Genomic DNA, 21,230 nt, shown 5'->3' with positions numbered 1-21,230 from the left:
TTCGCAGACCGGACCCAGGGCAGGCAAAGCCTCTGGGCCGCACTTTCCGTCGCCACCATTTCCGAGCCCGCACTGCGGGCGATCTGGTCGGGTTGGCTGGACGGCCGCCTGGCGCGCCACCGCGACACCGACAACATGCCGACGCTGACGATAGCAAGGCTTGCCGCCGATGGCGTATGGCTCGCCGACATGCTGGAAAAAGAGGCCGGATTGAAACGCTATCCACAGGAACTGGAGGCGCAGCTGCTGGCCATTGCTTCTGTTTCGACAAAGACTGGCTGACAGACGCAGAGTGATAGACGCAGGTGGTTAGCAGCCATGCGTGCGGTGCGGATTGTCCTTGCGATCTTATTCGTGTAGTCAGGCCGCCTCCCTGACGACAAACGGATTTCCCCACATGAGCGGTTTCGACCTCATCCTCTTCGACTGCGACGGCGTGCTGGTCGATTCCGAAATCATCGCCGCCAAGGTCGAATCGAAGCTTCTGACCGAAGCAGGCTATCCGATCTCCACCGAAGAGATGGGCGAACGCTTTTCCGGCATGACCTGGAAGAATATCCTCCTGTCGATCGAGAAGGAGATCGATATCCCGCTGTCGGCCAGCCTGATCGACAAGTCGGAAGAACTGCTCGACCAGCGGCTTGCCCGCGAGGTCAAGGCGATCGAGGGGGTTGCCTTTGCGCTGGCACGGCTGAAAGGCCCGCGCTGCATCTGCTCCAATTCGTCCTCGGCGCGGCTCGACATGATGCTCGGCAAGGTCGGGCTCAAGGAGCATTTCGCCCCGCATATCTATTCCGCCAAGGATCTCGGCGCTGACCGTGTCAAGCCGAAGCCGGACATCTTCCTGCATGGCGCAGCCCAGTTCGGCGTTGCGCCGGGCCGTTGCGTGGTGATCGAGGATTCGGTGCATGGCGTGCATGCGGCGCGCGAAGCCGGCATGCGGGTGATCGGCTTTACCGGCGCTTCGCATACCTATCCTTCGCATGCCGACCGGCTGACCGATGCCGGCGCGGAAACGGTGATCGCGCGCATGGTCGACCTGCCGGCGGTGATTGCCGCGATGGAGAACTGGGTCGGCGCTGTCTGAGGCGCCGCTCGGCACAGGCAAATCAGCTCTTCGCGATGGGCTCGTCAAATCCGTAACGTGAGATCCGGGTGGTCAGATTCGTATGGTCAGCGCGCCTGGCTGTATTTCGGCAATGAACCCGCCCTCGACGAGGGTCTCGCCATCGACTTCCACCGGAAAGCGCTTCGGCACGAGCGGCTGGATCTCGACCTTGCGGCCGCGATGAAAGCTCAGTTTCGGATGTCCGATATGACTTGCCGAATATAGCCTGCCGAGCAGGTCGAGCAGTCCCAGAACCGAATCCTGGCGCATGACGGCGACATCAAACAGGCCATCGGAGAGATCCGCCTGCGGCACACAATGCATGCCGCCGCCGAACCAGCCACCATTGGCGATCGCAGCAATGGCCAGCGGTCCTTCATAGATCAGCGTCCCGTCGATCCGGACGGTAAACATATAGGGACGGAAATTCAGGATCGCGCGGATCGAATGATAGAGAAAGCGGGCCGGGCCGCCGAGAAGCTTGCGCTTGCCCGGCGCGTTGACCGCCTCGACGATCTCGCCTGAAATGCCGACGCTGGTGATATTGGCAAAGTAGCGCGACACGGTTTCGCCACTGGCGGCTTTGCTTACGATGCGGCCGGCATCGATGCGACGGCTGGAGGCATTGGCAATGCGCTCGGCAAGGGCTGCCGGATCCTTGGGCAGGACGAAGTTGCGGACAAAATCGCAGCCGGTGCCAAGCGGCATCAGCGAAATCGCCGTCTGCGGTCGTGTCGATTTCAGCACGCCATCGACCACTTCGTTGATCGTGCCGTCGCCGCCCGCCGCGATAATGAGATCATAACCTGCGTCGGCAAGTTCGGCGGCCAGACGGTTGACGTCACCGGGGAAACGGCTCTCGTGGATGTCGATACCCGGGAAGCGCCCGACAAAGGCATCGCGGGCCGGGTTCCAGAATTTGCTATTCTTTCCGCCGCCCGCAGCCGGATTTCTGATGATGGCGATTTTCACGCGGCCTTATCCCCCTGCCCTGACCAGTCTTGCCTTGGCCGGAGAAAACCGGCTCGACAAATCCCGGGCGCGCCTTCCGATGAAGACGCGCTCCTTAGCGGGGATGACACTATGCCAGCAGGGGTTACTTTTTCTTCTTGTCTTCGAAACCGACATAGACGCGGGTCGCGCCGGATACGTCGCCCGGCACGGTGACTTCGTTGCTGAAGACGAATTGCGTCGGCTGGTTCACGTCGGCCATCGTCACCGGATACTGCACGACTTGCGAGCTGACTTCATTGTCGCCATCGAGCACGGTGACGCGGATCGGCAGAGTGAATGTGCCGGCCTTGCCCTGCGGCCCGGCAACAAGGCGGCCCTGCAAGACGGCGGTGATGGTCAGCGTGGTGTCGGTGCGGGCGCAGGCACGCGTGCTGTCGGCGAGCGACGCCTGGTAGACAACCTGCTGCGGATCGTCCTGCTTGCCGCCGGCATAGCTGCGATGATAGGCCGTGCCGTCACGCAGGACGACGGCCGGGCAGAATCCCTGGACGACGGCGCCGGCTTCGGCTGTGGTCGTGACAGGAACCCTGGTGTAACGCGTGGCCGGGTCTCCGGTGCCCTGCATAGGGTCAGGCTTGCCCACCAGGACAAAATCGCCACCTGGATTGCCGGAGTTGCACCCGGCAAGAAGCATCATAAGCGAAACGGCCACTACACCGCGCGACACCAATACAGACACGAGACTCTACCTTCCGCATGCTCGGCTCAAAGAGCCGCAAAACTGTCGAACTTGAGGCTTTTCAGCGCCCTTGCGGATGGTCTATACCAGCGGCGCGGACAAAAATCGATTGGGTAGCCAGCGTTTTGATTCAAATTTCACCTCACCTGCAATGCCCATCATTCCGGATGGGGAGCCTCGATCTGCGTGTGGCTGCCGGGCTTGCGAAATTGAGCCGCCAAGTCTGGCGCAAAATGGCAAACCTCTTTATCGAAAACGCCATAGTCTCCGGGGCAAGCACTCCCCGCTTCTACTGATCAAGGATAATGCTCGTGGAATATATCTCGACCCGCGGAGAGGCGGAAAGCCTCGGTTTCTGTGACGCATTGCTGGCTGGCCTTGCCCGCGACGGCGGCCTCTATGTGCCGCGTACCTTTCCGCAGATGTCGAAGAAAGCCATCCGTGGCTTGCGCGGCAAGAGCTATCAAGACGTTGCCTTCGAGGTTCTTTCGCCGTTTGTCGACGGCGAGATCGATCCGGACGTGTTCCGCAAGATGATCGACGAGGCCTATGCCACGTTCCGCCATCCGGCCGTCGCACCTCTGGTACAGACCGGCCCGAACTCTTACGTGCTGGAACTCTTCCACGGCACGACGCTCGCCTTCAAGGACGTGGCGATGCAATTGATCGCACGCCTGATGGACCATGTGCTGGAGAAGCGCGGCGAACGGGCCACCATCGTCGGCGCGACCTCGGGCGACACGGGGGGGGCGGCGATCGACGCCTTTGCGGGACGGTCGCGCACCGACATTTTCATCCTCTTCCCGCATGGCAAGGTGTCGCCGGTGCAGCAGCGCCAGATGACCTCGTCGACCGCCGACAATGTGCGCGCCATTGCCGTCGAGGGCAATTTCGACGACTGCCAGAACCTCGTCAAAGCCATGTTCAACGACATCACCTTTCGCGACCGGATCAAACTCTCGGGCGTCAACTCGATCAACTGGGCGCGCATCATGGCGCAGGTGGTCTACTATTTCACCGCCGCCATCTCGCTCGGTGCGCCGGACCGCAAGATCTCGTTCACCGTGCCGACCGGAAACTTCGGCGACATCTTCGCCGGCTATGTCGCCAAGAAGATGGGATTGCCGATCGACAAGCTGGTCATCGCCACCAATGACAACGATATCCTAGCGCGCACGATGAAGACCGGTCGCTATGAGATGAAGGGCGTTTCGGCGACGACTTCGCCGTCGATGGACATCCAGATCTCGTCGAATTTCGAACGTCTGCTGTTTGAAGCTTACGGACGCGACGCCGCCTCGATCCGTTCCGCGATGGAAAGCCTGAAGCAATCCGGCGCGTTCGAAATCAAGGACGAGGCGCTGAAATTCATCCGCAAGGACTTCCGCGCCGGGCGTGCGACGCAGAAGGAAGTTGCCAAGACAATCAAGGCGGTACTGGACGATACCGGCTATCTTCTCGACCCGCATACGGCCGTTGGCGTGCATGTGGCGAAGAAGTTTGAAAAGCCGCAAAGCCCGATGGTGGTGCTAGCAACCGCCCATCCGGCGAAGTTCCCGGCTGCAGTAAAATCAGCATCCGGTATTGACCCCGCGCTTCCATCGTGGCTTGCTGATCTGATGGACAGGGAGGAGCGTTTCGATATCCTGCCCGCGGAACTTAAAGCCGTCGAAAGCTTTGTCGGCTTACATGCCCGGGCGGATAAATAAGAAACGCAGAAAGACGGACCATGAATGTTGAGTGCACCCGGCTGCCTTCGGGGTTGACGGTCGTAACAGAGAATATGCCGCATCTCGAAAGCGTGGCGCTCGGAACCTGGATCAAGTCCGGTTCACGCAACGAGACGGAGGCCGAACACGGTATCGCGCATCTTCTCGAGCACATGGCATTCAAGGGCACGAGCCGACGCGGCGCCCGGCAGATCGCCGAGGAAATCGAGAATGTCGGCGGCGAACTGAACGCCGCCACCTCCACCGAAACCACCTCCTACTACGCCCGCGTGCTGAAGGACGATGTGCCGCTGGCCGTCGATATTCTCGCCGACATCCTGACGGAATCCGTCTTCGACGAGGAAGAACTGGCACGCGAAAAGCATGTCATCCTGCAGGAAATCGGTGCTGCCGACGACACACCTGACGATGTCGTGTTCGATCGCTTTTCCGAACGCGCCTTCCAGAACCAGACTCTTGGCCGCAGCATTCTCGGCACGCCGGAATCGGTACTGTCGTTTTCCAGCGACGAGATCCGCGGCTATCTTTCGCGCAATTACACCACGGACCGGATGTTCGTCGTGGCGGCCGGTGCTGTCGATCACGACGCATTCGTCAAGCAGGTCGAACAGCGTTTCGCCGGCCTGCCGACCCAGCCATCGGCTGCGCCGGTGATGGATGTCGCGCATTATACCGGCGGCGAGGCGCGCGAGGAGCGTGACCTGATGGATACGCAGGTGCTGCTCGGCTTCGAAGGCAAGGCCTATCACATGCGCGACTTCTACTGTTCGCAGATTCTGGCCAATATCCTCGGCGGCGGCATGTCTTCGCGGCTATTCCAGGAAGTGCGCGAGATCCGCGGCCTGTGCTATTCGGTCTATGCTTTCCATTGGGGTTTTTCCGACACCGGCATCTTCGGCATCCATGCCGCGACTGGCGGCGACAACCTGCCGGAACTGGTGCCTGTCATCATCGACGAATTGCGCAAGGCGTCGCAATCGATCGATCAGCAGGAAATCGAGCGTTCGCGGGCGCAGATCCGGGCCCAGCTGCTGATGGGCCAGGAAAGCCCTGCTGCCCGTGCCGGACAGATTGCCCGCCAGATGATGCTCTATGGCCGGACCATTCCGAACGCAGAAATGATGGAACGGCTTGCCGGCATCACGACGCAGCGGCTGACCGATCTTGCCGGTCGCCTATTCTTCGACACGGCACCGACGCTTTCGGCGATCGGCCCGGTCGAGCAGTTGGTGTCGCTGGACGAAATCGCCGGCGCACTGTCCTCACGCAACACCGCCTCGCTGAAGGCGGCGGGCTGAAACGAGCACGAAACTTGATCTGCCGGCGGTATTGAACCGCCGGCGCTTTGTTTTTGGGGACAGCAAATGACGCGCTCGGTGTTTCGGTTTCTGTCCCGGCAGCCGGAGCCTCCGGAGCTGACCAGCGAACGGCATCTGCTGCGCCTGCCCCGCTACCGCGACTTCGACCAGTGGCATGAAATCCGCCGCGACAGCCGCGCCTTCCTGCAGCCTTGGGAGCCGAGCTGGCGCTCGGACGAGCTGACCGAACGGTCCTTCCGGCAGCGGGTAATCCGCAATGAACAGGAATTCCACTCCGGGCTGGCTGTGCCGTTCCTGCTGTTTTCCCGCGATGACGAAACCCTGATCGGCGGACTAACGATCGGCCTGATCCGCCGGGGTGCAGCACAAAGCTGCATGATCGGATACTGGATGGGCGAGCGTCATGCGGGAAAAGGCCATATGTTTGCCGCACTTCAATTGGCTATTCCCTACATCTTCGGGCCTCTTGAGTTGCACCGAATTGAAGCAGCCTGTATTCCGGACAATGTCAGCAGCATACGGCTACTCGAAAAATCGGGATTTGAGCGAGAAGGTCTCTTGCGCGAATATCTGAAAATCAACGGACAGTGGCGCGATCACATGCTGTTTTCCAAAATAAGAGACCAGAAGACACGGAACGGCAAAGCAGCTTCATGACGCGTTTCTGGAATAACACCCCGAAGGCCGGCCGTTCGCAGTTGCCGGTCCTCGTCACTCTGTTGCTTGCATCCCTGTTTGCATCGCTATTTGCCCCCCTGGCCCATGCCGTCGAACCCGTGAAGATTGCCCGCGACGACAATGCGCTCGACCTGACCGCAACGACGGAAATCTATACCAACCAGGGCGAGGCCTTCCAGGTTTCGACGGCTGCCGGCACCGACGGCATCCGCCGGCGCATCGAGGTCCGCTCCAGCACGCCAGAGCATCAAGGCGACTGGGCGGTGTTTGCGCTTGCCAATGTCTCGGAGGAACAGCTTGAGCGCGTCATCGTCGCGCCGCATTTCCGTCTGGCCGGCTCGCGGATGTTCTGGCCGGATCTCGGCTCGCAACGCATCCTGGCGATCACGCCGTCGGAAGGCTTCGCGCTCGACCGTGTGGCGAGCCCCGATGCCGACGTCTTTCGCATCACGCTCAATCCGGGCGCCGTGATCACCTTCGTCGCCGAGCTTGCAACACCGAACCTGCCGCAGATTTATCTGTGGGAACCGGACGCCTATAAGGACACGGTCAACGCGTTCACGCTCTACCGCGGTATCGTGCTCGGCATTGCCGGCCTCCTGGCCGTGTTCCTGACCATCCTGTTCGTGGTCAAGGGAACGTCGATGCTGCCGGCAGCGGCGGCGCTGGCATGGGCAGTGCTCGCTTACATATGCGTCGATTTCGGCTTTCTCGAAAAGCTGATCAGCATCACCTCCGGCGACACGCGAATATGGCGTGCCAGCGCGGAAGTGGCGCTTGCCTCCTCGCTCGTCATCTTTCTGTTCACCTATCTCAATCTCAATCGCTGGCATGTGCATCTCGGCTATGCGACGTTTGCCTGGATCCTCGGACTTGCCTTGCTGTTCGGTGTCGCGATCTACGACCCGTCGATCGCGTCCGGCATAGCGCGTCTCTCCTTCGCGCTGACCGCGACGGCCGGGATCGGGCTGATCATCTATCTCGGTATCAACCGCTATGACCGGGCCATCCTGCTGGTGCCGACCTGGGCGCTGATCATGGTCTGGCTGTTCGGCGGCTGGCTGACGGTGACCGGCCGGCTCGACAACGACATCATCCAGCCGGCGCTGGGTGGCGGTCTGGTTCTGATCGTGCTTTTGATCGGCTTTACGGTCATGCAGCATGCCTTTGCCGGCGGCGCCTATCAGCAAGGGCTGTTTTCAGATCTGGAGCGGCAGTCTCTGGCGTTGACCGGATCCGGCGACACTGTCTGGGACTGGGATGTCGCGCGCGACCGCGTCGTCACCAGCCCCGATGTCTCGGTGCGGCTCGGGCTTTCGCCCGGCACGATGCACGGACCGGCGCGCAACTGGCTGCCACGGCTGCATCCCGACGACCGCGACCGTTTCCGCGCCACGCTCGACGTGCTGCTCGAACACCGCAAGGGGCGCCTCAGCCACGAATTCCGCATCCGCGCCGAAGATGGTCATTTCCACTGGCTGAAGATCCGCGCCCGGCCGGTGCTCGGCTCGAATGGCGAAGTGATCCGCTGCGTCGGCACGATCATCGACGTGACAGAGCAGAAGAACTCGATCGACCGCCTGCTCACCGATGCGATGCACGACAACCTGACAGGGCTTCCCAACCGCGAGGTTTTCCTCGACCGGCTGCAGAGTGTCCTGTCGCTGGCGGGCACAACGGAAACGGTGCGGCCGACGGTTCTGGCCATCGACATCGACCGTTACAAGCAGGTCAATGACAGTCTCGGCATTGCGGCCGGCGACAATATCCTGATTGCCATCACCCGCCGCCTGCGTCGCCTCTTGAAGCCGCAGGACACCCTGGCGCGGCTGTCCGGCGACGAGTTCGGCCTAATCCTGGTCTCCGAGCGCGATCCGGCCAAGGTCGCCGATTTTGCCGACGCGGTTTCCAAGGCGATCATGGTGCCGCTCAATTTCGCCAATCGCGAAATCGTGCTGACCGCCTCGATCGGCCTGGTGTCCTGGGTCGACCAGCAGGAAAGTGCGGCCAGCCTGCTGTCGGATGCGGAGCTTGCGATGTACCGGGCCAAGCGCGGCGGCGGCAACAAGGTCGAGCCGTTCCGTCCTGCTTTCCGCAGTGTCAGCACAGACCGGCTACAGCTGGAAACCGACCTGCGCCGTGCCATCGAGCGCAAGGAATTGACGATGGCCTACCAGCCGATCGTCAAGCTGGCCAATGGCGAGATCGCCGGTTTCGAAGCGCTGATGCGTTGGGATCACCCCAAGCGCGGCAGCATTCCGCCGTCGGAATTCATCCCGATCGCGGAAATGTCGGACCTGATCGAACCGCTCGGCATGTTTGCCCTGGAACGCTCGACGTCAGACCTGATGGACTGGGAGCGACAGACCGGTGAATTGCCGGTCTTCCTGTCGGTCAACCTGTCCTCGGCGCAGCTGATCTCGAGCGAAATCTACAACGACGTGCGGGCAATGCTCGCCAAGACCCAATGCGATCCGAAGCGGATCAAGCTGGAACTCACCGAATCCGTCGTGATGGAAAACCCGGAACAGGCGCGCCTGATGCTGGAAAAGCTGAAGGAAACCGGCATCAGCCTGGCACTCGACGACTTCGGCACCGGCTATTCCTCGCTGGCCTACCTGACCCGCTTCCCCTTCGACACGATCAAGCTCGACAAGGCACTGGTCTGCGACCAGTCGGAGAAACGCTCGATCCTGCTCAAATCCGTCGTCGCCATGGCGCGCGGGCTGGAGATGCAGGTAGTTGCGGAAGGTATCGAGACCGACCAGGATGCGGCAGAGCTGGCCAAGATGGGCTGCGATTTCGGCCAGAGCTTCCTGTTCGGGCCGCCGCTCGGCTCGGATTCGGTGCTGCGGCTGCTGAAGGAACGCTTTCCGCTGATGAAGCGGGCGTAGAGCCCGCTTTCTCGTCACTCGGTGATCAGCTGCGCTGGAAGGCGACGTGCAGGCCAAGCCCGACCAGCACGGCACCGCCGGCCCGTTGCAGATTGCGCTGCAGCGAGGAAATCCGCGCCAGCCGCTTTGTCACAAGGCCGGCGGCCAGGACGCAGACCACGTCGGCGAACGAGAACATCAGATTGACCACTGTTCCGAGTATGAGGAACTGCAGCCAGACGGGAAAGCCTGCCGCCGCATCGACGAATTGCGGCAGGAAGGCGAGGAAGAAGATCGCCGTCTTGGGATTGAGAACCTCGACCAGGATACTCTCGGCAAAGGCCTGCGCGGACGATTTCTTCTCGAACGCGGGAGTGGTTCCGCCGGCGGCCTGACGGCTGGCACGGAACATGCGGATGCCGAGAAAAATCAGATAGGCCGCACCGGCGAGCTTGACCGCTAGATACAGCGTCGGCACGAGATGAAACAGGATCGACAGGCCGGCGGCGGCGGCGATCACATGCACATAACAACCAATATGGATGCCCAGCGTCGCCATAAGCCCGGCGCGCCGATCCGCCGCCAGCGTGCGCGCGGCGACGTAAAGCATGGCCGGCCCCGGGATGAAGGCGAAGACCGCGGTGGTCAGCATGAAGGCAAGCAGGATATCGATCGAGGGCATGGGGCAATTCCGGCTGGATCCGCCTTGTGGCTGGACTACCGCAACTGTGGCCTGCGTGTCCGACCGGCGCAAGCACCAATCAAACGGCCAATCTCACTCTCTTCACGCGTGACCCGCATCCATCGACAGCATGGCCGGGTTGATGCCCATCAGGGACAGCGCCCGCTCGTATTTGTTGTCGAGTGAGCGGTCGAAGATCAGCTCCTCGCTGGCCGGGCAATTGAGCCAGCCATTGTTGCCGATCTCGAGTTCAAGCTGGCCTGCGCCCCAGCCGGCGTAACCGAGCAGCATCGTGGCATGGCGCGGGCCGCGGCCGTCGGAGATGGCGCGGACGATATCGAGTGTGGCCGTCAGGGAAATATCGTCGCTGACCGGTATGCTGCTGTCGGACAGATAGTCGTCGGAATGCAGCACGAAGCCACGGCCCTGTTCAACCGGGCCGCCGCACTGGATGGGGAAATGCCGGGCATGGTCGGGCAGCATGATCGCATCATTGCGATCGATCAGTTCGAGATGCAGCAGGATGTCGGCAAAGGTCACGGTCTGCGCGCGGTTGATGATGAAGCCCATGGCTCCGGCCGACGAATGGGCGCAGATATAGACGACCGAGCGGGCGAAATTGCCGTCCGGCATTCCGGGCATCGCAATCAGGAACTGGCCGTCGAGAAAGCCGCGTTCCCGTACTCCCTTTATTGATGACAAAGCCATGCCTGCCTCCCTCAACTTGCCCATGGGCAATGGACCGGATGCGTGGTTTAAAAGGCCCTCCCCTTCAAGATGGGGCAGAAGGGCTTTGCGATCAACCGAAAATGATGACAATTTCATAACCGTGACTGGCAAGCCGCCGGGCGTTCCTCTAGAGCCGATGGCCATGATGCACGAGAGCCGCCACCTCATGAACCGTCCCCTTGTCCAGTTCACACATGGGCTGACATTCGGCCTCCTGCTTGCGCTTGCAACCATGGCGCTAACCATCGGCGACACTCAAGCGGCGAGCAGCGACTGGGCGGTCAACGAGGGTGGACGCATGCGCCTCGTCCTGCTGCCCGCCGATCCGGATGGCCGGCGCGAGGGTGCCCTGGTGATCGAGCCCAATTCCGGCTGGATCACCTACTGGAAGGAACCCGGCGATGTCGGCATTCCGCCGGCGCTGACGCTTTCACCGGGCAGTACAGCCGTGATCGAAAGCATCGGCTTTCCCGTGCCGAAAGTGCTCGACAACAGCGGCATGCGTGATGTCGGCTACGATCATGCGGTGACATTGCCGCTGGTGATTGCGGGTCTCGGCGCAGACACCGACACTCTGACTGTCAACGCCTTCATCGGCGTCTGCAAGAATATCTGCATCCCGTTCCAGGCGGACCTGACCGTCGCGTTGAGCAGCGGCGACGCGGCCGTGGCTGAGGAAGCCTCGATGATCTCGGCGGCGAGGCAGCGCCTGCCGGATGCGCCGTCCGATGATTTTGCCGTGACCCACTATGCGATGCGTTCCGACCTCAAGCAGCTAGACCTGACGCTGCGATTGCCGGTCGGAACGACGGAGCCCCAGGTTTTCGTCAGCGGACCGAGCGGTCATGTGTTTCTCGATGGCGAGGCCGAAATCCTTGGGGATGGCAAGGTGCAGGTATCGGTGCCGATCGGCAAGCTGCCGAAGACCTATACGCTGACCGGAAAACGCTGGGGTATCCTTGTGCTGGCGGCTGGGCGTGCGATGGAAACCACGCTTGCCTTTGATTGACCCGCTTCTATATTTCCACCGCGACGATGCACTGCGCCTGACGCCGGTGCGCGCCATAAAGCGAGGAGAATTTCATGACGATTGCGATTGGCGACAAGCTGCCCACGGCTACGTTCAAGGAAAAGGCGGCCGATGGCCCGGTGGAAACAACCACCGAACAGCTGTTTGCCGGCAAGAAGGTCGTTGTCTTTGCCGTGCCAGGCGCTTTCACGCCGACCTGCACGCTCAACCACCTGCCCGGCTACCTGGAAAACCGCGACCAGATTCTTGCGCGCGGCGTTGACGACATCGCCGTGATTTCCGTCAACGACTGGCATGTGATGGGCGCCTGGGCGCAACATACCGGCGGCCTTGGCAAGATCCACTTCCTGGCCGACTGGGACGCATCCTTTACCAAGGCGCTCGGCCTTGACGCGGATCTGTCCGCCGGCGCGCTCGGCGTGCGCTCAAAGCGCTATTCCATGCTGGTCGAGGATGGCGTGCTCAAGAGCCTGAATGTCGAGGAAAATCCCGGCCAGGCGACCGTCTCGTCGGCGGCCACGATGATCGAACAGCTCTGAACGACAATCAGTTCATCGTGCGAAAGGCCGGCTTTCTCGGGAAAGTCGGCCTTTCGTTTTCATGCGAGGATTTCAGGTTTCAAGATCGAAGACGAGAATGCCGGCAAGGCCGCCATCGGTCGCATGCACGATGCGCTCGCCGACCGCGACATGGGCCGGATGTTTCAGGTAATAGTCGCGCACCAGTGCGTCCTCGAAGGTGACGATGAAACCGTCATTGTAGCCGCTGCTCAGGCCCTCCGGCGAAGCGTTCGGCCCAGCCTTAACATCCAGCATTCCCGGCACGACATCCTTCAACTGGGCAATGGCCGCATAGATCGCCTTTTTCTCGGGCTCCTGGACAGCCGCCTTGAAGCGCAGGAATACGCAGTGCTGGATCATCGATATCTCCCTTGACGTGTTTTGTCGGAGCATAGGGAGAATGGGGGAAAGGGCAAGGTCACCGAGTACTGCATTTCCTTGCGCAACGGGAGCAACGCCCTCACTTCACCAGCAGCGACTTGCCGAAGGTCGAAGTCTTGAACGGCTCCATGCCGCGGCGGGCAAGCTCGTCGGCGCGTTCGTTTTCCGGGTGGCCGGCATGGCCCTTGACCCAGTGCCACTTGACCTTATGGGCCTGGTTGGCGGCATCAAGCTGTTGCCAGAGTTCGCCATTCTTCACCGGCTTCTTGTCGGCAGTCTTCCAGCCGTTCTTCTTCCAGCCGAAGATCCATTTCGAAATGCCGTCCATGACATATTTGCTGTCGGTGTGCAGATCGATCTCGCAAGGCGTTTTCAGCGCGTTCAACGCCGAAATCGCCGCCAGCAGTTCCATGCGGTTGTTGGTCGTGTCGGCTTCACCGCCGAACAATTCCTTTTCGACCTCGCCGTAGCGCAGGACGGCGCCCCAGCCGCCGGGGCCGGGATTTCCCGAGCAGGCGCCATCGGTATAGATCTCGACATGTTTCATGACAGCAGTCCATATTCGGCGGCACTGACCACCGCCCGGTGGAAGCGCAGTTTCTTCAGATATTCGAGCGGATCCTTCTTCACCACCAGCGCGCCTTCCGGCGTGGTCAGCCAGTCGTAGAGACGGGTGAGGAAAAAGCGCAGCGCCGAGCCGCGCGACAGGATCGGCAGGGCGAGGATCTCGTCATTCGAGAGCGGGCGCACCGACAGGTAGCCCTCGATCATCGCCTTGCCCTTGGTGATATTGTAGGCGCCATCCTTTTCGAAGCACCAGGCATTCAGGCAGATCGACAGGTCGTAGACGAGGTAGTCGTTGCAGGCGAAATAGAAATCGATCAGGCCCGAGAGAGTGTCACCGAGGAAGAAGACATTGTCGGGAAAGAGATCGGCATGGATGACGCCTGACGGCAGGTCCTGCGGCCAATGGGCGGCAAGATAGGCAAGCTCCGCGCCGATCTCGTCTTCCAGGCCGGTCTCGACCTCGTCGGCGCGATCCTTAGACCTGGCCCAGAGCGTCTGCCAGCCGTCGAGCGACAGCGCATTGGGGCGCGCAATCTCGAAACCCTCGCCGGCCACATGCATCGCGGCTAGCGCCTTGCCGACCTCGCGGCAATGCTGCGCCTCGGGCTTTCTCAGCCACATGCCTTCCAGGAAGGAGATCAATGCCGCCGGACGACCGGACAGCTCACCGAGCAGCGCACCATCCTTGCGCGGCAGCGGCAGCGGGCAGGACAGGCCACGCTCGGACAGATGGTGCATCAGGCCTAGAAAAAAGGGCAGATCGTTCTTCTCGACGCGCTTTTCATAGAGGGTCAGGATCAACGGATCTTTGGTCGTGTGCAGCAGGAAATTGGTGTTTTCCACGCCTTCGGCAATGCCCTTGTAGGAGGTCAACTCGCCCGCATCATATTGCTCGAGAAAGGCCTTGAGATCGCCTTCGGAAATGTCGGTATAGACTGCCACAGCGATTTTCCCGTGCTGCATGGAATGAAGCTGAACGCATAGCGCGCGGGACCGGCAAGTGCCAGTCCTCAAGCGACATCCGGCACAGGAAAAGGGGGCGGCGCGAGAACAGGACACCTAGCCCACACGATTAGTCCCGCGTGCCGTTTCGTTCTTGCGGATACACCAGGGGCCTGCCCGCAGCGCCGCCCCTGGTGTATCCGACGACTACCTGGCGAGCGCCGCCGCTGCGAAAAAGTCTTCTGGTCCCTCCACCTCGACCAGTCGCTTTCGTTCGATCTGCCAGAAGCGATTGCCGATGGCGCGGACGAAACTGCGGTCGTGCGAGACCAGCAGGCAGCTGGCTTGATGCTGCATCAACTCGCTCTCCAGCGCCTCCTGCCCCTCGATGTCGAGATGGTTGGTGGGCTCGTCGAGCAGGTAGAAATTCGGTTCCGTGAGCCTGAGCACCAGCATGCCGAGCCGTGCCTTCTGGCCGCCGGACAGGCGGCCGATCGGGCGGGCCTGCATGTCGATATTCATGCCGGCGCCCGCCAGCAGTGCTCGCGCCCGCTGGTCGCCGATATCGAAGCGATGGATGATCGCCTGCATCGGCGTGTCGGCGTCGCGCAGATCGGCCAGCGCCTGGTCGCCATAGCCAAGCACCAGCGACGGCGTCGCCTTGATGCCGTCCTGGACAATCTGGGAATTGTCGATGGCCTTGCGCAGCATGGCGATGAGGCGGGTCTTGCCGACGCCATTGGCGCCGAGCAGGACGATCCGATCTCCCTGGCAGATGAATTGCTTGCCGGTGCGAAACAGCGGCGTGCCATCGGGGGTCCGCACCTCGGCGTCGTCCAGCGTCACCAGCACCTTGGCATGGGTGCCGCGATTGGAAAGCTTGATGGCACCAGCGGATCGTTCGAGATGAGCCGGTTTGGCCGCGTCCTCCAGCCGCTCGGCCCGCTCCCTCAACTGCTTGGTTTTGACCACCAGCAGGTCGCTGCCGGAATTGATGCCAATATTGTTGAGCTTGGCTGCCTGCTTGCGCAACTGATCGGCGGTTTTCATGTCACGCTCGTAGCGCCTTGCATCGGCCGCATCCGCCTCCTCCAACGCCAGGCGTGCACGCGAATAGGGCAATGCGAAGGCCTGCGACTGTTCGGCCCGCAAGAAGACGGTGCGGTTGGTGACGGCATCGAGAAAGGCACGGTCGTGGCTGGCGAGGATCACCGGCACGTCGCGCGGCAGCGCATTCAGCCACGCCTCGAGGGCGGCGATCTTGCCGAGGTCGAGATGGTTGGTCGGTTCGTCCATCAGCAGCACGTCCGGTTCCGTGACCCAGACGCGGGCGATCAGCGCCATGCGCTGCCAGCCGCCGCTCAGCGCCTTCAGCGGCCGTTGGTGGAATTCCAACGGCACGTCGAGTTCACCGAGCACGACATCGACGCGCCAGCTCTCGCTTTCGGCCTGTTCGGGCGAAAGCGCATCCAGCACCGCATCGTAAAAGGTCAGGTCGAGAAGCCCCTGTGGCACATTCTGCTCGACATAGCCGATGGTCAGGCCACGCGCCTTGGTAATCTCGCCCTCGCTCGCATCAAGCGTACCGGCGATGCAGCGGAACAGGGTCGACTTGCCACGGCCATTGGCGGCGGCAAGGCCGATGCGATCACCGGCATTGACGACAAGGTTGAGGTTGGAAAACAGCGGGCTCGACAAGGTGATGCCGAGGTGGCGGATATTGATCAGGGACATGGTCGTTCTCTGGTCTTGCCGCGCGACGGTCCGGACAGGACTTTCGCCTTGTTCAATGGATATCGCTGCGGTCGGAAAAAATGCAGAGCGCAAGCCGGAATGGCTTGGCGCTGCGGGCCACGAAGGGCAGACCAGGAGAAAGTGTCGCTGAGAAACGGTCTCTGATCAGCCCTGCAAACGCATTTGCAGGGCCTGGACGGGACCACGTTGCCGGTTGAACCGGAAATAATGATTTTGCACGGGATCCCTCCTTTCTTTAAAGCGCAGTGGTAAATCTACATGATGGCCGGGGTGGAAGGCAAGACGCCTACTTCACTTGTCGTGTATCAGCCGTTGACCCACGCCATGTCGTCGCGGGTCAATTCGACCTCGCGCAGTTCGCGATTGACGAGGAAGTGTTCGTTTTCTTCCGTGGTGATCGCCAGTTCGACCTTGGCGTCGAAGCGGGTGCGGAAGGCTTCGATGATCTCGTCGACGATGACTTCCGGGGCCGAGGCACCGGCGGAAATGCCGAGCGTGCCGATCGTGCCGACATCGTCCCAGTCGATTTCGGCGGCGCGCTGGACGAGCAGGGAGCGGGTGGCCCCTGCCCTCAGCGCCACCTCGACAAGCCGCTTGGAATTGGACGAGTTGGGCGCGCCGACAACGATGAACAGGTCGCAGCCGGGGGCGGCCTGCTTGACGGCTTCCTGGCGGTTGGTCGTCGCATAGCAGATGCTGTCGGCAGACGGCGCTGTCAGATTGGGGAAACGTTCGTGCAGCTTGGCGATGACGCCGGCGGTGTCATCGACCGAGAGCGTGGTCTGGGTGACGAAGCCGAGATTGTCGGCATCGATCGGCTGGTAGGCCTCGGCGTCCGCGACGGTTTCAATCAGCGAGACCGTGCCTTCCGGCAATTGCCCCATGGTGCCGACCACTTCGGGATGACCGGCATGGCCGATCAGGATGACATGGCGGCCCAGGCGCTCGTGGCGCATGGCCTGCTTGTGGACCTTGGAGACCAGCGGGCAGGTTGCGTCGAGATAGAAAAGGTTGCGGCTCTGGGCATCTTCCGGCACCGATTTCGGCACGCCATGGGCCGAGAACACAACCGGCTGCTGGCGATGCTCGGCCGGGATTTCGTCGAGTTCCTCGACAAAGATCGCACCCTTGGCTTCCAGGCCCTCGACGACATAGCGATTGTGGACGATCTCGTGGCGCACATAGACCGGCGCCCCATAACGCTTGAGGGCAAGCACGACGATCTGGATGGCACGGTCGACGCCGGCGCAGAAGCCGCGCGGGCCGCAGAGCCTGATCGTCAGAGGTGGTCGGTCGATATGCATGTTCATCAAGGTCAGCCAGCGATCAGGACAGCAAGAATGGCGATGGCCGCGGGCAATGCCTGGATGACAAAGATCTTCCGCGAGGCCGTTATTCCCCCATATAGGCCAGCGACCAGCACACAGCCAAGGAAAAACAGCTGTATCTGATAACCGAAAGCCAGATCGGGATGCAGCAGGCCCCAGATCAGGCCGATGGCGAGAAAGCCGTTGTAGAGACCCTGATTGGCGGCCAGCACCTTCGTCGCTTCCGCCTGTTCGGGTTTCATGCCGAAGGCCTTGCGGCCATAGGGCGTGGTCCAGAGAAACATCTCAAGGATCAGGATGTAGATATGTTCGAGCGCAACGAGCGCCACCAGTGTCGAAGCCAGAAAACCCATTGTGTCAGTGTCCCCATGGGCCGGTGCGAATCCGGCCTGGCGTCTGTTCTAGCGGAATTTGACGCTTGTCACGAGTGGGATGCGCCCGGCCGCTTCCTTCGACCGAACAGGCCGGCAATCGACACGGCGAGCAAGGCGACGGCCAGGCCGTACCAGGTCACGGCATATTGCAGATGGCTGTTGGGCAGGTCGATCTGGGTCACGCCGCCCATCGGCAGGCCGCCCGGCACGGGGGTCGCATCGGCGTCGAGGAAAAACGGCAGCACCTTATCATCCGGCAGGCCGGTCGTAGCGACCATGCGGGTCAGGTCCTTCCAGAAGAAGATATTGCGGCCTTCGTCATTGTCGGGAACCATGGAGGACGGCTTTTCGCCCAGACGCGCGCGGGCAAGACCGGTCAACTTCACTGGCCCTTCGATGAGGCTTTGCGGCCGGGTGGATGCCTGTTTGCGGTCATAGGGCACGAAGCCGCGATTGACGAAGAGATAGCGTCCGTCGGACAGCTGCAGCGGCGTGTAGAGATAGAAACCCGACTGGCCCTGGAAGGTGGCGAGGAAATGGCGCTCCTTGTCATGCAGGAAGTGGCCTTCGGCCACGGCGGCGCGGTAATCGACATCATCGCCCGCAGCAGCCAAGGCTTCGATGGCGGGCATGTCCATTGGCGGCGCCTGACGACGTTCCTCGATTGAGGCGATCAGGGCTTCCTTCCAGTAGAGACGCTTGACCTGCCAGGTGCCGAGCGACACCAGGATTGCCAACGCCAGCGGCACCAGCACGAGGCCAACCCAGAAGCGCCAGCGGCGCGCGGGTATAGGCTTCGTTGATTGGACTGGCGCTGGCGTATCGTCAGCCACGGTCGATCGCCCCTTCCGACGCATTGTGCTTGTACTGCATGGCGATCATCCAGGCCTTCAGGGTGCGCATCAGCCAGAGCGAGAGGGCGACGGCGAGCGGCGCAAAGACGAGCAGATGCAGCCAGATCGAAGGCTGGTAGTTGATCTCCACCCAGATCGCCAGACCGACGACGAGGAAGTCGACGAGCAGGATGACGAAGATCGCCGGGCCATCGCCGGCATCGATGAAGGAATAGTCCAGGCCGCAGCTTGAACATTTTGCCTTCGGCTTGGTCAGGCCGTCGAACAGGCGGCCATTGCCGCATCGCGGGCAGGACGCATGCAGCGCCGCCTTGACCGGATCGACGGGCGGAAACTGGGCGGTATCTTTGGTCATGGCGCTCTCCCATAAGGCGTGCATTTGGCTTTTGCCAAGCATTAGACCAATGCATTGCTCTACTCTATCGGCCGGATCGTCGCAGGCACCAGAAACAGCGGCAACAAAAAGGGCGGCACTGGGGCCGCCCTTGATCTGTCGAAACTCCGGCCTTCAGCCGTGCGCCACCGGCGCGCCCCAACCACCCCAGATGTAGATGGTGAAGAAGAGGAAGAGCCAGACGACATCAACGAAGTGCCAGTACCAGGCGGCGGCTTCGAAGCCGAAATGCTGCTGCGGCGTGAAGTGGCCGGCCAGCGCCCGGAACAGGCAGACAATCAGGAAGATCGTGCCGATCAGAACGTGGAAGCCGTGGAAGCCGGTCGCCATGAAGAAGGTCGCGCCATAGATCGAATTCTTGAAGTCGAACGGCGAGTGCATGTACTCATAGACCTGCACGAAGGAGAACAGGATACCGAGCAGGACCGTCAGGGTCAGGCCGGTGATCACGCCCTTGCGGTCGTTGTGCAGCAGGGCATGGTGCGCCCAGGTTACACAGGTGCCGGACAGCAGCAGGATGATGGTGTTGTAGAGCGGCAGGTGCCAGGGATCGACAACCTCGATGCCGACCGGCGGCCACTGCCCTCCGGTGAACTCGACGCGGCTTGCCTGGATCGCTTCGTGCGGGAAGAGGCTGGCATCGAAGAAGGCCCAGAACCAGGCAACGAAGAACATCACTTCCGACGCGATGAACATGATCATGCCATAGCGCAGGTGCAGCGAGACCACGCGGGTGTGGTGACCGGCATGGGCTTCCTTGATCGTGTCGGCCCACCAGGCGAACATGGTGAACAGGATGATCGCCAGGCCGATGAAGAACAGCCACGGATGCGCCAGTTCGAGACCGAACAGCTTGAACGAGCCACCCGACAGGTAGCGCATGTAGCCGACGCCGCCAAAGGTGATGATGAACGCACCGATCGAAGCCAGCAGCGGCCAGGGGCTCGGATCGATGATGTGGTAGTCGTGGTTCTTGGTGTGCGCTTCGGCCATCTCAGCAATCCCCGAATGTCAATTTCATAACGAGACCCGGCGAACCGGACCCCTCTCTCACAGTTTCGGCTGTCCAACCTCTTCCCCGGCCGACAGAGCGGCCACCGGCTTCTGATCCTCGCGCGGATAAAAGGTGTAGGACAGGGTAATCGTGCCAAGGCCCTTTGTCTCTTCCGCGTCAACAATCGCGGGATCGACAAAAAAGACGACCGGCATTTCCATGGTCTCGCCCGGCTGCAACGTGGTCTCGGTGAAGCAGAAGCACTGGACCTTGTTGAAGTAGGCGCCGGCTTCGCCCGGCGTGACGTTGAAGATCGCCTCGCCGGTGACCGGACGCGACGAATGATTCGTCGCGACATAACGGATTTCGACAGTCTCACCGATGCGCGGGCTGACCTGCTTGTCGACCGGGCGGAATTCCCAGTTCAGGCCATTCGAGACATTGGCGTCGAAGGTAACATTGATCTTGCGATCGAGAATGACGTCGGAGGCCTGCTCGACCCGCTTGGTCGTGCCGCCATAACCGGTCACCTGGCAAAACAGCTGATAGAGCGGCACCGAGGCATAGGCCGCGCCGACCATCGCGCCGACAAAGACGAAACATGCGGTGGCAACCCGCAGGTCGCGGCGCTTGGCGGTCTTGTCTTTCTGGATGAATTCGCTCACGTCCGCTGCTCCTTAATGCCCGACGCTGCCGATCTTGACGATCGTGACGACGTAGAAGATCACAACGAGCGCTGCCAGCAGCACGCCGAGCGCAACATTGCGGCCGCGACGCGATTTCTTCTGGGCCTCATTCAGCTTGACGGTTTCCATCAGGCAGCACCTCCGAAGAACTGGGCAAACGACGCGATGTAATGGTCGACCAGCAGCGCCGAGAAGATCGCGAAGAGATAAAAGATCGAATAGGCGAAGAGCTTCTTGGCCGGCACCATCTTTTCGTCGCCGTCGGCCATGCGCCAGACGGCGATGGAACAGAGGACGAAGACGATGCCGAGACCGCCGGCAAACAGGCCGTAGCCGATCGAGGCAAGTCCGGTCACGGTCGGGATGACGCCGGTGACTGCGGTCAGAACCGCATAGGCGGCGATCTGGCGCTTGGTCGAGGGGATGCCGGCGACATTCGGCATCATCGGCACGCCGACTGCGCCGTAGTCCTTCATCTTGAACAGCGCCAGCGCCCAGAAATGGGCCGGCGTCCAGAGGAAGATAATCATGAACAGAACGACGCTGTCGAGCG

At 61.5% G+C, this 21,230-nt stretch carries 23 protein-coding genes and 1 pseudogene; 8 read left to right on the top strand and 16 right to left on the bottom strand.

Annotated elements, in window-relative coordinates; all coding sequences use genetic code 11:
• Together PDO_RS28475 and PDO_RS24230 are read left to right on the top strand one after the other, a co-directional pair.
• Nucleotides 1–282: pseudogene (locus PDO_RS28475) on the top strand (TetR/AcrR family transcriptional regulator); the annotation flags it as partial.
• A gap of 115 nt (nt 283–397) precedes the next feature.
• The gene (locus tag PDO_RS24230; protein ID WP_007608026.1) at nt 398–1,087 is read left to right on the top strand and encodes an HAD family hydrolase; all 690 of its coding nucleotides are present in this window, start codon (nt 398–400) and stop codon (nt 1,085–1,087) included.
• A gap of 72 nt (nt 1,088–1,159) precedes the next feature.
• On the opposite strand, the gene PDO_RS24225 is transcribed toward PDO_RS24230, so the two are convergent.
• Together PDO_RS24225 and PDO_RS24220 are read right to left on the bottom strand one after the other, a co-directional pair.
• Entirely contained in the window at nt 1,160–2,080 is a 921-nt protein-coding gene (locus tag PDO_RS24225; RefSeq protein WP_007608024.1) for a diacylglycerol/lipid kinase family protein, read from the bottom strand.
• Between the two features lie 124 nt (nt 2,081–2,204).
• Nucleotides 2,205–2,801, bottom strand: a complete 597-nt coding sequence (locus PDO_RS24220; RefSeq protein ID WP_007608022.1) for a hypothetical protein — start codon at nt 2,799–2,801, stop codon at nt 2,205–2,207.
• 302 nt (nt 2,802–3,103) lie between these two features.
• On the opposite strand from PDO_RS24220, the gene thrC reads away from it, so the two are divergent.
• From thrC to PDO_RS24200, 4 genes are all read left to right on the top strand, one after another.
• The gene (thrC, locus tag PDO_RS24215; RefSeq protein WP_192814391.1) at nt 3,104–4,510 is read left to right on the top strand and encodes a threonine synthase; all 1,407 of its coding nucleotides are present in this window, start codon (nt 3,104–3,106) and stop codon (nt 4,508–4,510) included.
• 20 nt (nt 4,511–4,530) lie between these two features.
• Entirely contained in the window at nt 4,531–5,829 is a 1,299-nt protein-coding gene (locus PDO_RS24210) for a M16 family metallopeptidase (protein WP_007608018.1), read from the top strand.
• 66 nt (nt 5,830–5,895) lie between these two features.
• The gene (locus tag PDO_RS24205) at nt 5,896–6,507 is read left to right on the top strand and encodes a GNAT family N-acetyltransferase (RefSeq protein WP_007608016.1); all 612 of its coding nucleotides are present in this window, start codon (nt 5,896–5,898) and stop codon (nt 6,505–6,507) included.
• Entirely contained in the window at nt 6,504–9,422 is a 2,919-nt protein-coding gene (locus PDO_RS24200; RefSeq protein ID WP_007608014.1) for an EAL domain-containing protein, read from the top strand. The genes PDO_RS24205 and PDO_RS24200 overlap by 4 nt, the downstream gene beginning before the upstream one ends.
• A 25-nt stretch (nt 9,423–9,447) precedes the next feature.
• Here PDO_RS24200 and PDO_RS24195 read toward each other — a convergent pair whose 3' ends face one another.
• Both PDO_RS24195 and PDO_RS24190 read right to left on the bottom strand, forming a co-directional pair.
• A complete protein-coding gene (locus tag PDO_RS24195) occupies nt 9,448–10,083 on the bottom strand; it encodes a LysE family translocator (protein WP_007608012.1) in 636 nt (211 codons plus the stop codon).
• A 102-nt stretch (nt 10,084–10,185) separates the two neighbouring features.
• Entirely contained in the window at nt 10,186–10,791 is a 606-nt protein-coding gene (locus tag PDO_RS24190; protein WP_007608008.1) for a YqgE/AlgH family protein, read from the bottom strand.
• 187 nt (nt 10,792–10,978) lie between these two features.
• Here PDO_RS24190 and PDO_RS24185 point away from each other — a divergent pair, with 187 nt between their 5' ends.
• Together PDO_RS24185 and PDO_RS24180 are read left to right on the top strand one after the other, a co-directional pair.
• Entirely contained in the window at nt 10,979–11,821 is an 843-nt protein-coding gene (locus PDO_RS24185; protein ID WP_160167061.1) for a protein-disulfide reductase DsbD domain-containing protein, read from the top strand.
• Between the two features lie 74 nt (nt 11,822–11,895).
• Nucleotides 11,896–12,381: a peroxiredoxin gene (locus PDO_RS24180; protein WP_007608004.1), complete on the top strand. Its 486-nt coding sequence runs from the start codon at nt 11,896–11,898 to the stop codon at nt 12,379–12,381.
• A 72-nt stretch (nt 12,382–12,453) separates the two neighbouring features.
• Here the strand turns inward: PDO_RS24180 and PDO_RS24175 are convergent, their stop codons facing one another.
• The 12 genes from PDO_RS24175 to PDO_RS24120 form a co-directional block, all read right to left on the bottom strand.
• Complete coding sequence (locus PDO_RS24175; protein WP_007608001.1) at nt 12,454–12,762, bottom strand: Dabb family protein; 309 nt, start codon at nt 12,760–12,762, stop codon at nt 12,454–12,456.
• Between the two features lie 100 nt (nt 12,763–12,862).
• A complete protein-coding gene (gene rnhA, locus PDO_RS24170; protein ID WP_007607999.1) occupies nt 12,863–13,330 on the bottom strand; it encodes a ribonuclease HI in 468 nt (155 codons plus the stop codon).
• The gene (locus tag PDO_RS24165) at nt 13,327–14,292 is read right to left on the bottom strand and encodes a homoserine kinase (protein ID WP_037075338.1); all 966 of its coding nucleotides are present in this window, start codon (nt 14,290–14,292) and stop codon (nt 13,327–13,329) included. Before PDO_RS24165 ends, rnhA begins: the two co-directional genes overlap by 4 nt.
• A 207-nt stretch (nt 14,293–14,499) precedes the next feature.
• On the bottom strand, nt 14,500–16,026 hold the full coding sequence (locus PDO_RS24160) for an ABC-F family ATP-binding cassette domain-containing protein (protein WP_007607996.1): 1,527 nt from the start codon (nt 16,024–16,026) through the stop codon (nt 14,500–14,502).
• 326 nt (nt 16,027–16,352) lie between these two features.
• Nucleotides 16,353–17,351 (bottom strand): 4-hydroxy-3-methylbut-2-enyl diphosphate reductase, encoded by a 999-nt coding sequence (ispH, locus tag PDO_RS24155; protein ID WP_458574670.1) that lies wholly within the window; start codon nt 17,349–17,351, stop codon nt 16,353–16,355.
• An 11-nt stretch (nt 17,352–17,362) separates the two neighbouring features.
• Entirely contained in the window at nt 17,363–17,728 is a 366-nt protein-coding gene (locus PDO_RS24150; protein ID WP_007607985.1) for a DUF1304 domain-containing protein, read from the bottom strand.
• A gap of 68 nt (nt 17,729–17,796) precedes the next feature.
• Nucleotides 17,797–18,606 carry an SURF1 family protein gene (locus tag PDO_RS24145; protein WP_037075336.1) on the bottom strand — a complete coding sequence of 270 codons (810 nt, stop codon included), beginning with the start codon at nt 18,604–18,606 and terminating at the stop codon, nt 17,797–17,799.
• The gene (locus PDO_RS24140; RefSeq protein ID WP_007607981.1) at nt 18,575–18,958 is read right to left on the bottom strand and encodes a DUF983 domain-containing protein; all 384 of its coding nucleotides are present in this window, start codon (nt 18,956–18,958) and stop codon (nt 18,575–18,577) included. The genes PDO_RS24145 and PDO_RS24140 overlap by 32 nt, the downstream gene beginning before the upstream one ends.
• Nucleotides 18,959–19,111: 153 nt before the next feature.
• Nucleotides 19,112–19,990, bottom strand: a complete 879-nt coding sequence (locus PDO_RS24135) for a cytochrome c oxidase subunit 3 (protein ID WP_007607977.1) — start codon at nt 19,988–19,990, stop codon at nt 19,112–19,114.
• A gap of 57 nt (nt 19,991–20,047) precedes the next feature.
• Nucleotides 20,048–20,656 carry a cytochrome c oxidase assembly protein gene (locus PDO_RS24130; RefSeq protein WP_007607975.1) on the bottom strand — a complete coding sequence of 203 codons (609 nt, stop codon included), beginning with the start codon at nt 20,654–20,656 and terminating at the stop codon, nt 20,048–20,050.
• Between the two features lie 12 nt (nt 20,657–20,668).
• Nucleotides 20,669–20,806, bottom strand: a complete 138-nt coding sequence (locus tag PDO_RS27650; protein ID WP_007607973.1) for a hypothetical protein — start codon at nt 20,804–20,806, stop codon at nt 20,669–20,671.
• Nucleotides 20,806–21,230, bottom strand: a 425-nt coding sequence (locus PDO_RS24120; protein WP_007607971.1) for a UbiA family prenyltransferase, incomplete at its 5' end; no start/stop codon positions are given. The genes PDO_RS27650 and PDO_RS24120, both read right to left, overlap by 1 nt.

The sequence above is a fragment of the Rhizobium sp. PDO1-076 genome, assembly GCF_000247475.1.
In the GTDB taxonomy this organism is placed as follows: domain Bacteria; phylum Pseudomonadota; class Alphaproteobacteria; order Rhizobiales; family Rhizobiaceae; genus Allorhizobium.
Note: the sequence above shows the minus strand (reverse complement) of the source record. Positions and strands in the feature narration are given on the sequence as shown.

Bases quoted from the DNA above. Each gene is read 5' to 3' on its own strand.
- PDO_RS24230 (WP_007608026.1), top strand. From the start codon at position 398: ATGAGCGGTTTCGACCTCATCCTCTTCGACTGCGACGGCGTGCTGGTC.
- PDO_RS24210 (WP_007608018.1), top strand. From the start codon at position 4,531: ATGAATGTTGAGTGCACCCGGCTGCCTTCGGGGTTGACGGTCGTAACA.
- PDO_RS24205 (WP_007608016.1), top strand. From the start codon at position 5,896: ATGACGCGCTCGGTGTTTCGGTTTCTGTCCCGGCAGCCGGAGCCTCCG.
- PDO_RS24200 (WP_007608014.1), top strand. From the start codon at position 6,504: ATGACGCGTTTCTGGAATAACACCCCGAAGGCCGGCCGTTCGCAGTTG.
- PDO_RS24195 (WP_007608012.1), bottom strand. From the start codon at position 10,083: ATGCCCTCGATCGATATCCTGCTTGCCTTCATGCTGACCACCGCGGTC.
- PDO_RS24190 (WP_007608008.1), bottom strand. From the start codon at position 10,791: ATGGCTTTGTCATCAATAAAGGGAGTACGGGAACGCGGCTTTCTCGAC.
- PDO_RS24185 (WP_160167061.1), top strand. From the start codon at position 10,979: ATGAACCGTCCCCTTGTCCAGTTCACACATGGGCTGACATTCGGCCTC.
- PDO_RS24180 (WP_007608004.1), top strand. From the start codon at position 11,896: ATGACGATTGCGATTGGCGACAAGCTGCCCACGGCTACGTTCAAGGAA.
- PDO_RS24175 (WP_007608001.1), bottom strand. From the start codon at position 12,762: ATGATCCAGCACTGCGTATTCCTGCGCTTCAAGGCGGCTGTCCAGGAG.
- rnhA (WP_007607999.1), bottom strand. From the start codon at position 13,330: ATGAAACATGTCGAGATCTATACCGATGGCGCCTGCTCGGGAAATCCC.
- PDO_RS24160 (WP_007607996.1), bottom strand. From the start codon at position 16,026: ATGTCCCTGATCAATATCCGCCACCTCGGCATCACCTTGTCGAGCCCG.
- ispH (WP_458574670.1), bottom strand. From the start codon at position 17,351: ATGCATATCGACCGACCACCTCTGACGATCAGGCTCTGCGGCCCGCGC.
- PDO_RS24150 (WP_007607985.1), bottom strand. From the start codon at position 17,728: ATGGGTTTTCTGGCTTCGACACTGGTGGCGCTCGTTGCGCTCGAACAT.
- PDO_RS24145 (WP_037075336.1), bottom strand. From the start codon at position 18,606: ATGCGTCGGAAGGGGCGATCGACCGTGGCTGACGATACGCCAGCGCCA.
- PDO_RS24140 (WP_007607981.1), bottom strand. From the start codon at position 18,958: ATGACCAAAGATACCGCCCAGTTTCCGCCCGTCGATCCGGTCAAGGCG.
- PDO_RS24135 (WP_007607977.1), bottom strand. From the start codon at position 19,990: ATGGCCGAAGCGCACACCAAGAACCACGACTACCACATCATCGATCCG.
- PDO_RS27650 (WP_007607973.1), bottom strand. From the start codon at position 20,806: ATGGAAACCGTCAAGCTGAATGAGGCCCAGAAGAAATCGCGTCGCGGC.